Origin of the sequence: Pseudomonas sp. MPB23, assembly GCF_046605395.1 — a bacterium.
Taxonomy (GTDB): Bacteria; Pseudomonadota; Gammaproteobacteria; order Pseudomonadales; family Pseudomonadaceae; genus Aquipseudomonas.
The window spans coordinates 6,017,427-6,030,930 of the sequence record NZ_CP176771.1; the positions used below are offsets into that span (position 1 = coordinate 6,017,427).

Annotated in this window: 12 protein-coding genes; 7 read left to right on the top strand and 5 right to left on the bottom strand. The window is 60.5% G+C overall.

All coding sequences use genetic code 11. The features are described from left to right. Positions 1 to 14: 14 nt before the first annotated feature. From frr to rpsB, 4 genes are all read right to left on the bottom strand, one after another. Entirely contained in the window at positions 15 to 572 is a 558-nt protein-coding gene (frr, locus tag ACLH0J_RS27360; protein WP_411389879.1) for a ribosome recycling factor, read from the bottom strand. After that, positions 569 to 1,312: a UMP kinase gene (gene pyrH / locus ACLH0J_RS27365; protein WP_003189161.1), complete on the bottom strand. Its 744-nt coding sequence runs from the start codon at positions 1,310 to 1,312 to the stop codon at positions 569 to 571. The genes frr and pyrH overlap by 4 nt, the downstream gene beginning before the upstream one ends. 211 nt (positions 1,313 to 1,523) lie before the next feature. Next, the gene (tsf, locus tag ACLH0J_RS27370; protein ID WP_411389880.1) at positions 1,524 to 2,387 is read right to left on the bottom strand and encodes a translation elongation factor Ts; all 864 of its coding nucleotides are present in this window, start codon (positions 2,385 to 2,387) and stop codon (positions 1,524 to 1,526) included. A 191-nt stretch (positions 2,388 to 2,578) separates the two neighbouring features. Continuing rightward, on the bottom strand, positions 2,579 to 3,316 hold the full coding sequence (gene rpsB / locus ACLH0J_RS27375) for a 30S ribosomal protein S2 (protein ID WP_003219330.1): 738 nt from the start codon (positions 3,314 to 3,316) through the stop codon (positions 2,579 to 2,581). Between the two features lie 387 nt (positions 3,317 to 3,703). Here rpsB and map point away from each other — a divergent pair, with 387 nt between their 5' ends. The 3 genes from map (at position 3,704) to dapC (ending at position 8,513) form a co-directional block, all read left to right on the top strand. Continuing rightward, entirely contained in the window at positions 3,704 to 4,498 is a 795-nt protein-coding gene (map, locus tag ACLH0J_RS27380) for a type I methionyl aminopeptidase (protein WP_411389881.1), read from the top strand. Positions 4,499 to 4,565: 67 nt separating this feature from the next. Further along, positions 4,566 to 7,268: a [protein-PII] uridylyltransferase gene (locus tag ACLH0J_RS27385; RefSeq protein ID WP_411389882.1), complete on the top strand. Its 2,703-nt coding sequence runs from the start codon at positions 4,566 to 4,568 to the stop codon at positions 7,266 to 7,268. Positions 7,269 to 7,313: 45 nt separating this feature from the next. Then, positions 7,314 to 8,513 carry a succinyldiaminopimelate transaminase gene (gene dapC, locus ACLH0J_RS27390; RefSeq protein WP_411389883.1) on the top strand — a complete coding sequence of 400 codons (1,200 nt, stop codon included), beginning with the start codon at positions 7,314 to 7,316 and terminating at the stop codon, positions 8,511 to 8,513. Positions 8,514 to 8,525: 12 nt separating this feature from the next. On the opposite strand, the gene ACLH0J_RS27395 is transcribed toward dapC, so the two are convergent. Next, complete coding sequence (locus tag ACLH0J_RS27395; protein ID WP_411389884.1) at positions 8,526 to 10,169, bottom strand: Na+/H+ antiporter; 1,644 nt, start codon at positions 10,167 to 10,169, stop codon at positions 8,526 to 8,528. Positions 10,170 to 10,423: 254 nt separating this feature from the next. Here ACLH0J_RS27395 and ACLH0J_RS27400 point away from each other — a divergent pair, with 254 nt between their 5' ends. The 4 genes from ACLH0J_RS27400 (at position 10,424) to ACLH0J_RS27415 (ending at position 13,497) form a co-directional block, all read left to right on the top strand. Beyond that, on the top strand, positions 10,424 to 10,732 hold the full coding sequence (locus ACLH0J_RS27400; RefSeq protein WP_411392901.1) for an arsenate reductase: 309 nt from the start codon (positions 10,424 to 10,426) through the stop codon (positions 10,730 to 10,732). 32 nt (positions 10,733 to 10,764) lie between these two features. Further along, positions 10,765 to 11,799 (top strand): 2,3,4,5-tetrahydropyridine-2,6-dicarboxylate N-succinyltransferase, encoded by a 1,035-nt coding sequence (dapD, locus tag ACLH0J_RS27405; RefSeq protein WP_010563512.1) that lies wholly within the window; start codon positions 10,765 to 10,767, stop codon positions 11,797 to 11,799. Between the two features lie 67 nt (positions 11,800 to 11,866). Continuing rightward, complete coding sequence (locus ACLH0J_RS27410; protein ID WP_411389885.1) at positions 11,867 to 13,072, top strand: aminotransferase class V-fold PLP-dependent enzyme; 1,206 nt, start codon at positions 11,867 to 11,869, stop codon at positions 13,070 to 13,072. Further along, a complete protein-coding gene (locus tag ACLH0J_RS27415; protein ID WP_411389886.1) occupies positions 13,069 to 13,497 on the top strand; it encodes a SufE family protein in 429 nt (142 codons plus the stop codon). Before ACLH0J_RS27410 ends, ACLH0J_RS27415 begins: the two co-directional genes overlap by 4 nt. Positions 13,498 to 13,504: the final 7 nt, after the last annotated feature.

The following is a 13,504-nucleotide window of genomic DNA, read 5'->3' on the forward strand; positions in this document are numbered from 1 at the left end:
GGCGTCCTGACCCCTTATACGGCCATCAGGTCCTTTTCTTTTTCTTCCGTGACCTTGGTGATCTGGGCCTCGGCATCCTTGGTCAGCTTGTCGATATCGGCGATGGCACGACGCTCTTCGTCTTCGCTGATTTCCTTGTCCTTGACCAGTTTCTTCAGATCGCCCAAGGCATCACGACGGATGTTGCGCACCGCAACACGTGCATCTTCCGCTGCGCTGCGCGCCTGCTTGGTGAAGCCCTTGCGGGTTTCTTCAGTCAGGGCAGGCATGGAGATCAGCAGCAACTCGCCCAGGTTGGTCGGGTTGAGGTTCAGACCAGCGCTCTGGATGGCCTTGTCGACCGCCGCGAGCATGTTGCGCTCGAAAGCCACGACTTGCAGGGTGCGGGAGTCTTTCACGGTGACGTTGGCAACGCCGCTCAGCGGGGTATCGGCGCCATAGTAAGGCACCATCACACTCCCCAGGATGCTTGGGTGCGCCTTGCCGGTACGAATCTGGCCGAATGCATGGCTCAGAGACTCCAGGGATTTGTGCATACGCGCTTGGGCGCCTTTCTTGATGTCGTTGATCATTGTTGGCCTTCCTCGATCAGAGTCCCTTCCGCGCCGCCGTGTACGATATTCAGCAGGGCGCCGGGCTTGTTCATGTTAAATACGCGCAGCGGCATCTTGTGGTCACGGCACAGGCAAATAGCCGTCAGGTCCATCACGCCCAGCTTGCGATCCAGCACTTCATCGTAGGTCAGATGATCGAACTTCTCGGCATGCGGATCTTTGAATGGGTCTGCGGTGTATACGCCATCCACCTTGGTGGCCTTGAGCACCACGTCAGCATCGATCTCGATGGCGCGCAGGCAAGCCGCCGAATCGGTGGTGAAGAACGGGTTACCCGTACCCGCAGCGAAGATCACCACTTCCTTGGAGTTCAGGTGGCGCATGGCTTTGCGGCGATCATAGTGATCAGTCACACCCACCATGGAAATTGCCGACATCACGATAGCCGAGATGTTGGCACGCTCGAGGGCATCACGCATGGCCAGGGCATTCATCACAGTGGCCAGCATACCCATGTGGTCACCGGTTACCCGATCCATGCCGGCAGCACTCAGGGCCGCGCCACGAAACAGGTTGCCGCCGCCAATCACCAGGCCTACCTGCACGCCGATACCGACCAGTTGGCCGACTTCCAGCGCCATGCGATCAAGCACCTTGGGATCGATCCCGAACTCTTCCGAGCCCATCAGGGCCTCGCCGCTGAGCTTGAGTAGAATGCGTTTATAGCGAGCCTGATAACCACTGCCCTGCTGAGCCATTGCGAATCTCTCCTGCGGCGTATTTTTTAAAAATTCTTGGCGAGCCGTTTACGGCTTGCGTTCACTCTAGCTGGACGCTGTCACAGCGCCATCGGAACACGGCTTTGTAAGCCAGTTCCAAGGGGAAGCCAAATAAAATCAGCCTTCCCATTTGAAAAGAGGCTGCGCGCGTGAGCGGGCAGCCTCTTTCGGGCGACAGTTGAAAACTGTCTTATTGCTTGGCGGCAGCCAGCTGGGCAGCAACTTCTTCTGCGAAGTTGTCGACCGGCTTCTCGATGCCTTCGCCTACTTTGAAGTAAGTGAAGGAAACGATTTCAGCACCGGCTTTCTTGGCCAGTTCGCCAACCTTGACTTCAGGGTTCTTGACGAACGCCTGCTCGACCAGGCTTGCTTCTGCCAGGAACTTGGTGATACGGCCTTTGATCATGTTTTCAACGATGTTCTCTGGCTTGCCAGCGATCTTGTCAGCGTTGAGGCTCATGAACACGGCTTTTTCACGTTCGATTGCGTCAGCAGACACTTCCGACGGCAGCAGGAACTCAGGGTTGCTGGCTGCTACGTGCATGGCGATGTCTTTGGCCAGCTCAACATTGCCGCCCTTCAGGACAACCGCTACACCGATCTTGTTGCCGTGCAGGTAACCACCGACAACATCACCTTCAACGCGAACCAGGCGACGGATGTTGACGTTTTCGCCAACCTTGCCGACCAATACCAGGCGATCAGCTTCTTGAGCTTCGATCAGCGGAGCGGCGTCAGTCAGCTTGTCAGCGAACGCTTTCTCAACGCTGGCAGCAACGAATGCCTTGAAGTCGTCCTGCAGAGCCAGGAAGTCGGTCTGCGAGTTCACTTCCAGCAGGACTGCGGATTTACCGTCCTCCTTCAGAGCGATGGCGCCTTCAGCAGCGACGTTGCCTGCTTTCTTGGCAGCCTTGATGGCGCCCGAAGCGCGCATGTCATCAATGGCTTTTTCGATGTCGCCGCCGGCCTTGGTCAAGGCCTTTTTGCAATCCATCATGCCTTCGCCGGTACGCTCACGCAGTTCTTTGACCAACGCTGCAGTAATCTCTGCCATTTCAAAATCCTCTTGGATAGGTTTTCAACCATTCCACCCGATCAAACGGGCGATCAATTCTTCCCGAATCTCCGTTGTAGGCCGCTGCACGTTACAGATGTTGTAGCTGCGCTGCCGACAAATGGTTTTCGAGGGGGCAAAAAGGGGGCCAAGCCCCCTTTTTGCTTACTGAGTCAACGCCAGGGCGTCAATTACTCAGCGGCAGCTACCGGAGCTTCTTCAACGAACTGCTCGGTACCACCAGCAACGTGGTTGCGACCACGGATGACAGCGTCAGCCATCGAACCCATGTATAGCTGGATAGCGCGGATTGCGTCATCGTTGCCTGGGATGATGTAGTCAACGCCTTCCGGGCTGCTGTTGGTATCGACTACGCCGATAACCGGGATGCCCAGCTTGTTGGCTTCGGTGATCGCGATGCGCTCGTGATCAACGTCGATAACGAACAGTGCGTCAGGCAGACCGCCCATGTCCTTGATACCACCCAGGGAACGATCGAGCTTTTCCAGGTCGCGAGTGCGCATCAGCGCCTCTTTCTTGGTCAGCTTGGCGAAAGTACCGTCTTCGGCTTGCACTTCAAGGTCACGCAGACGCTTGATGGAAGCACGGATGGTTTTGAAGTTGGTCAGCATGCCGCCCAACCAGCGGTGATCGACGTACGGCGAACCGCAACGTGCTGCTTCTTCAGCAACGATCTTGCCAGCGGAACGCTTGGTGCCGACGAACAGAATCTTGTTTTTGCCCTGGGCCAGGCGCTCTACGAAAGTCAGCGCTTCGTTGAACATTGGCAGGGTTTTTTCAAGGTTGATGATGTGGATCTTGTTACGCGCGCCGAAAATGTATTTACCCATTTTCGGGTTCCAGTAACGGGTCTGGTGACCGAAGTGCACACCGGCCTTCAGCATATCGCGCATGTTGACTTGGGACATGATAGTTCCTTAATAAGTCGGGTTTGGCCTCCACGTATCCCAATGACCAACCAGCGGCATCAAGGCCTCCGGCACCCAGGTCATCGTGTCGACACGTGTGTGGATTTAAGCTCTTCGGGGTATCCCCGGAAAGCGGCGCATTTTATACCACACGAAGGGTGAAAACGAAACCCGCAATCACATTTGCCGTACGCGTTACTGGCGTAACCCTTTGAATAGAGCGAATTTAACCCCACCTGATAGACAGAAGCGATCATCAGAGGCTCATGATTTGACGCCATCGTCTGTTAGAATCGCGTTTTTTGGGGCTTGTGCGAATTCTGCAACCTTTTGTCGCACACCCGTAAACCGTATTGATTTCAGCGCCTCGCGCTAGAGAGAGCCTGTATGACCGTTACCTTGAAAACCGCCGAAGACATCGCCGGCATGCGCATCGCCGGCAAACTGGCTGCCGACGTACTGGAAATGATTGCCGAACACGTCAAGCCCGGCGTGACCACCGAAGAGCTGGATCGCATCTGCCACGACTATATCGTCAACGAGCAAAAAGCCATCCCTGCCCCGCTGAACTACAAGGGCTTCCCCAAGTCGATCTGCACCTCGATCAACCACGTGGTGTGCCACGGGATCCCGGGTGACAAACCGCTGAAAGACGGCGACACCCTGAACATCGACGTCACCGTCATCAAGGATGGCTACCACGGCGACACCAGCCGCATGTTCCACGTCGGCACCGTACCGGTGTGGGCCGAGCGCCTGTCCCAGGTCACCCAGGAATGCATGTACAAGGCCATCGAACTGGTCAAACCCGGCTGCCGCCTGGGCGATATCGGCGAAGTGATCCAGAAGCACGCTGAAAAGAACGGTTTCTCGGTCGTACGCGAGTTCTGCGGCCACGGCATCGGCAAGGTGTTCCACGAAGAGCCGCAGGTCCTGCACTACGGCCGCGCTGGCACCGGCATGGAACTCAAAGCGGGCATGACCTTCACCATCGAGCCGATGATCAACCAGGGCAAGGCTGACACCAAGGTGTTGGGCGACGGCTGGACCGCGATCACCAAGGACCGCAAGCTCTCGGCCCAGTGGGAGCACACCCTGCTGGTCACCGATACTGGCTACGAGATCTTCACCTTGCGCGCCGACGATACGATCCCGCGCATTTCGGGTGCAGCTTCGGCGTAAGCAGGCTGACAAGGTTTTCCCAAGCTGTGTTGTGACTGACTGACTAGATAAAAAGGAAAGCCAATCGATGCCCCAGGTGGATCCCGAACTCTTCGACCGTGGCCAGTTCCAGGCCGAACTGGCCCTGAAGGCGAGCCCCATTGCCGCTTTCAAGAAGGCTATCCGCCAGGCCCGCGAGGTACTCGACGAGCGCTTTCGCAGCGGCCGGGACATCCGTCGGCTGATCGAGGACCGCGCCTGGTTCGTCGATAACATCCTGCAAAAGGCCTGGGAACAGTTCAGTTGGAGCGAAGACGCCGATATCGCCCTGGTGGCGGTCGGCGGCTATGGTCGCGGCGAACTGCACCCCTACTCCGACATCGACCTGCTGATCCTGCTGGACAGCGCCGACCATGAGATCTTTCGCGATTCCATCGAACGCTTTCTGACGCTGTTGTGGGACATCGGCCTGGAAGTCGGCCAGAGCGTGCGTTCGGTGGCCGAATGCGCCGAAGAGGCCCGCGCCGACCTCACCGTGATCACCAACCTGATGGAAAGCCGCACCATCGCCGGCCCCGAGCGCCTGCGCCAGCGCATGCTCGAAGTCACCAGCACCGCACACATGTGGCCGAGCAAGGACTTCTTCCTGGCCAAACGCGCCGAGCAGAAGGCCCGGCACCATAAGTACAACGACACCGAATACAACCTGGAACCCAACGTCAAAGGCTCGCCGGGCGGGCTGCGGGATATCCAGACGATTTTGTGGGTTGCCCGTCGCCAGTACGGCACCCTGAACCTGCGGGCCCTGGCCGGCGAAGGCTTCCTGGTGGAGAGCGAAAACGCCCTGCTGGCCTCGTCCCAGGAGTTCCTGTGGAAAGTGCGCTACGCCCTGCACATGCTCGCCGGGCGCTCCGAAGACCGCCTGCTGTTCGACCACCAGCGCTCCATCGCCACCCTGCTGGGGTTTGAAGGCGAAGACGCGAAGACCAGCATCGAAAGCTTCATGCAGCAGTATTATCGGGTGGTCATGAGCATTGCCCAGCTCAGCGACCTGATCATCCAGCACTTCGAAGAAGTGATCCTGGCCCCCGAAGACGAAGCGCCGCCGCAACCGATCAATGCGCGCTTCCAACTGCACGACGGCTATATCGAGGCGCGCAACGACAACGTATTCCGCCGCACCCCGTTCGCCATGCTGGAAATCTTCGTGCTGATGGCCCAGCAGCCGGAAATCAAAGGCGTGCGCGCCGACACCATCCGCCTGCTGCGGGAAAACCGTCACCTGATCAACGACGATTTTCGTCACGATATTCGTAACACCAGCCTGTTTATCGAGCTGTTCAAGTGCAAGATCGGCATCCACCGCAACCTGCGACGGATGAACCGTTACGGCATTCTCGGCCTCTACCTGCCGGAGTTCGGCTTTATCGTCGGGCAGATGCAACACGACCTGTTCCACATTTATACAGTGGACGCCCACACCCTGAACCTGATCAAGCATCTGCGTAAGCTGCAGTACACCCAGGTATCAGAGAAATTCCCGCTGGCCAGCAAGCTCATGGCCAAGCTGCCCAAACCGGAACTGATCTACCTGGCCGGCCTGTACCACGACATCGGCAAGGGCCGGCACGGCGACCATTCGGAAGTCGGCGCGGTCGACGCCGAGGCATTCTGCCAGCGCCACCAGTTGCCATTGTGGGACAGCCGCCTGATCGTCTGGCTGGTGCAGAACCACCTGGTGATGTCGACCACCGCCCAGCGCAAGGACTTGTCCGACCCGCAGGTGATCCACGACTTCGCGCAGATCGTCGGCGATGAAACCCGCCTCGACTACCTGTACGTGCTGACCGTCTCCGACATCAACGCCACCAACCCAACGCTGTGGAACTCCTGGCGCGCCAGCCTGTTGCGCCAGCTCTACACCGAAACCAAGCGCGCCTTGCGCCGAGGCCTGGAAAACCCGGTGGACCGCGAAGAACAGATCCGCCGCACCCAAAGCGCGGCCCTGGATATCCTGGTGCGCGGCGGCAACGACCCGGATGATGTCGAGCAGCTATGGTCGCAGTTGGGCGACGACTATTTCCTGCGCCACACCGCCGGCGATGTCGCCTGGCACACCGACGCCATTCTGCAGCAGCCGGCCGATGGAGGCCCGCTGGTGCTGATCAAGGAAACCACCCAGCGCGAATTCGAGGGTGGCACACAGATCTTCATCTATGCGCCCGACCAGCATGACTTCTTCGCCGTGACCGTGGCCGCCATGGACCAGCTCAACCTGAACATCCATGACGCCCGGGTGATCACCTCCAGCAGCCAGTTCACCCTCGACACCTACATCGTGCTCGACACCGAGGGCGAGTCCATCGGCGACAATCCGGCGCGGGTGAAAAAGATCCGCGAAGGCTTGACCGAAGCGCTGCGCAACCCGGATGACTACCCGACCATCATCCAGCGCCGCGTACCACGCCAGCTCAAGCACTTTGCCTTCGCGCCCCAGGTGACCATCTCCAACGACGCGCAGCGCCCGGTGACGGTACTGGAGCTCAGCGCCCCGGACCGCCCTGGCCTGCTGGCGCGGATCGGCGGGATCTTCCTGGAGTTCGACCTGTCGTTGCAGAACGCCAAGATTGCAACCCTCGGCGAGCGCGTGGAAGACGTGTTCTTCATTACCGATGCGGATAACCAGCCGTTGTCCGACCCTGAGCTGTGCCGGCGCTTGCAGGAAGCCATCGTCCAGCAGTTGAGCGTGACCCAGGAACCCGGCGTCGAGCTGACACGCCTGAGCATCTGATCGAAAGCCCTTTTTAGCTTCCAACGAATTGAACGAGATCCACCGATGAACAACGCTCTGAACCAGCTGCAGCCCTACCCGTTCGAAAAACTGCGCGCCCTGCTGGGCAGCGTCACGCCGAATCCGGATAAACGCCCAATCGCACTGTCCATTGGCGAACCCAAGCATAAATCCCCAGCGTTCGTCGCCGAGGCGCTGAGCAATAACCTCGACCAGATGGCGGTGTACCCGACCACCTTGGGCATCCCGGCCCTGCGCGAAGCGATTGCCGCCTGGTGCGAACGTCGCTTCAACGTGCCCAAAGGCTGGCTGGACCCTGCGCGCAATATCCTGCCGGTCAATGGCACCCGCGAAGCCCTGTTCGCCTTCACCCAGACCGTGGTCAACCGTAGCGACGACGCACTGGTGGTCAGCCCGAACCCGTTCTATCAAATCTACGAAGGCGCCGCTTTCCTGGCCGGGGCCAAGCCGCATTACCTGCCGTGCCTCGACGAAAACGGCTTCAACCCGGATTTCGATGCGGTCTCGCCCGACATCTGGAAACGCTGCCAGATCCTGTTCCTGTGCTCCCCAGGCAACCCCACCGGCGCGTTGATTCCGGTCGACACCCTGAAAAAACTCATCGCCCTGGCCGACGAATACGACTTCGTGATCGCCGCCGACGAGTGCTACAGCGAACTGTACTTCGACGAACAGACCCCGCCGCCGGGCCTGCTCAGCGCCTGCGTCGAACTGGGCCGCCAGGATTTCAAGCGTTGCGTGGTGTTCCACAGCCTGTCCAAGCGCTCCAACCTGCCAGGCCTGCGTTCCGGCTTCGTGGCCGGCGATGCGGATATCCTCAAGGGCTTCCTGCTGTACCGCACGTACCACGGCTGCGCGATGCCCGTGCAAACCCAACTGGCCAGCATCGCCGCCTGGCAGGACGAAGCCCACGTACGGGCCAACCGCGACCTGTATCGCGAAAAGTTCGACGCGGTGCTGGCGATTCTCAAGCCGGTACTGGACGTGCAAAACCCGGACGGCAGCTTCTACCTATGGCCGAATGTGAATGGCGACGACGCTGCGTTCTGCCGCGACCTGTTCGCAGAAGAGCACGTGACCGTCGTCCCAGGCTCGTACCTGTCACGGGAGGTCGATGGCATCAACCCCGGCGCCGGCCGTGTGCGCATGGCGCTGGTCGCGCCATTGGCGGAGTGCGTGGAAGCGGCTGAGCGGATTCGCGACTTTATTCAGCGTCGTCGGTAAGCGCCCAGCGGGTCATTTCACATGACCCAGATTCGCCTCACTCATATCCAGATCCGCCAACACCTCCCTCAACACGTCATCACCGATCCGGTGATGACGGCTCAAGCTGTACAACTCCAGACGCTGCGCGCGCAGGGCCTTGAGCCGCAGTTTGCGTTCGAGCAGATCCATCTGCTGCGCCAGCGCCTGGGCTTCGGCCGAATCGTTGAACACCTGCAACTGATGCCGATATTCCGACATCAGCCGCGCCCTGAGTTCGGTAGCCAATGCCGCCTGGGCGGCGTCGGAGCTTTCCACCTCGGCGGGCTCTTCCGTCTCCAGGGCATGGATCGCCGCCACGGCGGTCTTTTTCCAGGCCTCGCGCACTTCGTTGCGACGCTTCTCGTCCGGGCTCTTTTCGATACCGCGCAACAGCAGCGGCAGGGCGATACACGCGGCGATCAGCGATAGCAGGATCACCCCGGCGGCGATGAAGATCAGCAGGTCGCGCTCGGGAAAATCCTTGCCTCGCGACAGCAGCAAAGGCACCGACATCACACCGGCCAGGGTCACGGCACCGCGTACGCCGCCGACGGTCAATAGCCAGCAGGAACGCGCGGTGGGCACCAAGGTCAGTTCACTTTTCCCACGAAGACGGCGGAGCACTCCTGACAGGCGCCAGATGCTTTGTACCCAGATAAAGCGCAGCACCAACAACACCAGGAAGATCGCGACCACATCCAGGCAGCGATACAGCAAGGTTGGCCATAACGTCGGTTCATGACTGACCACCGCCTTGACGATGTCCGGCAGTTGCAGGCCCAGCAGCAGGAAGATCAGACCGTTGAAGGCAAATTCCAGCAGCGACCAGACACTGCGGTTGAGCAGGCGTGTACTGGTCTGGCGCGGCAACAGGTCGAGCCAGCTTTGCATCATCCCCGCCGCGACCGCCGACAAAATACCCGATGCGCCCAGACGTTCGGCCAGCACATAGGCCGCAAACGGCAGCAGCAACATGAACACCACATGGGTCGCCGGATCATCCCAACCCCGGGCTATCATCCACGCGCGCAGGCGGCCGACCAGCCAGCTCAACGCCACACCGACCGCTAGGCCACCCATGGCGACCAGTACAAAGGTCAGGCTGGCGTCCGCCAGGGAAAACACCCCGGTCAACGCCGCCGCCAGGGCGAACTTGAAGGTCACCAGGCCCGAAGCATCATTCATCAAGGCCTCGCCCTGGAGCATATGCATCAGCGGTGTCGGCAAACGGTTCTGGGAAATGGCCGACACCGCCACGGCATCCGTCGGCGACAGCACGGCCGCCAGGGCGAAGGCCACCGGCAACGGGATCGAAGGCAATATCCAGTGGATGAAATAGCCGGCACCGACCACGGTAAACAGCACCAGCCCCACGGCCAACGTGAGGATCGGGCCGCGCAGGCGCCACAGCTCGCGCTTGGGCATGCGCCAACCATCGGAGAACAACAGCGGCGGCAGGAACAGAAACAGGAACAGCTCCGGGTCCAGCGCCACATGCAACCCCAGGGTGGGCCAGGCCAGCAAGGCTCCCGCGCCAATCTGCACCAGCGGCAGCGGTAGAGGAATGACACGCCCGACCAGACGCGAAACGCTGACCAGCATCAGCAGGATAAGAACGGTGTAGGCGGTTTGCATAACGCGGGTTTCCCGGACAATCGACTTGCAACGACACACATCAGGCAACAACTCGCCGTTGAAGTGCCATATTAGCCGCCTATGCTGCACGATGGCTTTTGCACAAACGTCGCACGATGCTGAGGAGCGGCACTCAAAGCCGCTGGTCGTGGCATAATCCGTGACCTTTGAATTTCATTCGTCCAGAAGGGGGCAATTCCTTGACCGTTTCAAGCAAAACGTTGCACCTTTTCGGCATTAAAGCCTGCGACACCATGAAAAAGGCGCGCACCTGGCTCGATGAGCACGGCGTGAACTATGAGTTCCACGACTACAAAACGGCCGGTATCGACCGCGAACACTTGACCCAATGGTGCGACGAGCACGGTTGGCAGGTGGTTTTGAACCGTGCGGGCACCACCTTTCGCAAACTCGAAGACGAACGCAAAGCCGATCTCGATCAGTCGAAAGCCATTGAATTGATGCTCGCGCAACCTTCGATGATCAAGCGCCCGGTGCTTGATCTCGGTGACAGAACCCTGATTGGCTTCAAGCCAGATAGTTATTCGGCGGCCCTCACGTAGGCCAGCCGTTCCATTTTTGTAGAGGTAACAGCATGTCCAATTCCCTGTTCAGCCTGGGCTTCGGCGTCGGCACTCAGAACCGCCAAGGTGCTTGGCTGGAAGTGTTTTACGCACAACCCTTGCTCAACCCATCGGCTGAAATCGTTGCAGCCATCGCGCCGATCCTCGGCTACAGCGAAGGCAACCAGGCGATCACCTTCACCGTCACCCAGGCCCTGCAACTGGCTGACGCGCTCAAGGGCGTCGACGCCGCCCAGGCCGCGCTGCTCAACCGCCTGGCTGAAAGCCACAACCCATTGGTCGCCACCCTGCTGGCCGAAGACGCCGCGCTGACCTCCACCCCTGAGGCCTACCTCAAGCTGCACCTGCTGTCCCATCGCCTGGTCAAGCCACACGGCCTGAGCCTGGCCGGTGTGTTCCCGCAACTGCCGAACGTGGCCTGGACCAGCCAGGGCGCAATCGACATCAATGAGCTGGCCGAGCGCCAACTGGAAGCGCGCCTGCGTGGCGAGTTGCTGGAAGTGTTCTCGGTGGACAAGTTCCCGAAAATGACCGATTACGTAGTACCGACCGGCGTGCGTATCGCCGACGCCGCGCGTATCCGCCTCGGCGCCTACGTGGGCGAAGGCACCACCGTGATGCACGAAGGCTTCGTCAACTTCAACGCCGGTACCGAAGGCCCAGGCATGATCGAAGGCCGTGTCTCGGCGGGCGTATTTGTCGGCAAGGGCTCGGACCTGGGCGGCGGCTGCTCCACCATGGGCACCCTGTCGGGTGGCGGCAACATTGTGATCAAGGTCGGCGAAGGCTGCCTGATCGGCGCCAACGCCGGTATCGGTATCCCGTTGGGCGACCGCAACACCGTGGAATCGGGCCTGTATGTGACCGCCGGGACCAAAGTGGCGCTGCTCGACGAGCGCAACCAACTGGTCAAAGTGGTCAAGGCGCGCGAGCTGGCCGGCCAGCCGGACCTGCTGTTCCGCCGCAACTCCGAGACCGGTGCCGTGGAATGCAAAACCCACAAATCGGCCATCGAACTGAACGAAGCGCTGCACGCTCACAACTAAGCAGCCACTCGATGCCACTAGCGGGTCGCGCCTTCGGGCCGGCTCGCTTATACGAGTCTTGATCACCATGCTTGTGCCCTCACCCTGGCGCGCCGATTTTCCGGCCATCGCCACCCTGCAACGGCAAGACCAGACCTACCTGGACAACGCCGCCACCACGCAAAAACCTCAAGCCCTGCTGGATGCCATCGGCCATTACTACGCCAATGGTGCCGCCAATGTGCACCGTGCCCAGCATTTGCCGGGGGCCCACGCGACCCAGGCCTTCGAGGACAGTCGCAGCAAGGTTGCGCAATGGTTGAATGCAGGCGACAACGGGCAAATCATCTTTACCCACGGCGCGACGTCTGCGCTGAACCTCTTGGCCTATGGCCTGGAGCACTTATTCAATGCCGGTGACGAAATTGTCATCAGCGCCCTGGAACACCACGCTAACCTGCTGCCCTGGCAGCAACTGGCCAAACGCCGCGCACTGGAACTGGTGATCCTGCCGCTCGGCGATGACGGCGTGATCGACCTCGACGCCGCCGCCGCGCTGATCGGCCCGCGTACGCGGCTGCTGGCGGTGAGCCAGTTGTCCAACGTCCTCGGCACCTGGCAGCCGCTGGACGCCTTGCTGGCACTGGCCAAGGCACGTGGAGCCCTGACCGTGGTCGACGGCGCCCAAGGCATCGTCCACGGCCGCCACGACATGCAGGCCCTGGGCTGCGACTTTTATGTGTTTTCCAGCCACAAGCTGTACGGCCCGGACGGCGTCGGCGTGCTGTTCGGCCACAACGACGCCCTGCATCACCTGCGCCACTGGCAATTCGGCGGCGAGATGGTGCAACAGGCGGACTACCACAGTGCGAGCTTTCGCCCCGCGCCGCTGGGTTTCGAAGCCGGGACACCGCCGATCGCCGGCGTGATCGGCCTGGGCGCCAGCCTGGATTACTTGAGTTCGCTGGATCAACAGGCGGTGTCCGCTCATGAAGCGGCGTTGCATGACTACCTGTTACGCGGCTTGAAAGCCCGTAATGGCGTGCGTGTGCTCGGGGCGCCGCAGGTGGCGCTGGTCAGCTTTGTGGTGGACGGGGTGCACAACGCCGACCTCGCCCACCTGCTCACCGAACAAGGGATCGCCGTGCGCGCCGGCCATCATTGCGCGATGCCGCTGCTCAAGGCATTGCACTTGTCGGGGGCGATCCGCGTGTCACTGGCGCTGTACAACGATTCCGATGACCTGGAGCGCTTCTTTGAAGCACTGGACCAGGCGCTGGATATGCTGCGATGAGCCTGCCGAAAGACGCCGTGGCCGCCCTGGAGGCGTTTCAGGCGGTGGGCAGTTGGGAGCAGCGGGCGCGGATGCTGATGCAGTGGGCTGAACGCCTGCCGGCATTGGCGGATGAAGATAAGGTCGAGGCCAATCTGGTACAGGGCTGCGAGAGCCTGGTGTGGTTGGTGGGACGCTTGCACGAGGGGCAGTGGCAGTTTGCCGCCAGCAGCGAGGCGCGGATGATCCGCGGGCTGGTGGCGTTGCTGCTGGCACGGGTCAACGGGCTGTCGGCTGACGAGTTGCAGGCGGTTGATTTACCCGACTGGTTCAATCAGCTAGGACTGTCACGCCAGTTGTCGCCGTCTCGCAGCAATGGCCTCAATGCCGTCCTGCAGCGCATGCGGGAACTCAGCCATACACAAAGGGGCTTGCTCCCACAATAGGATCTGG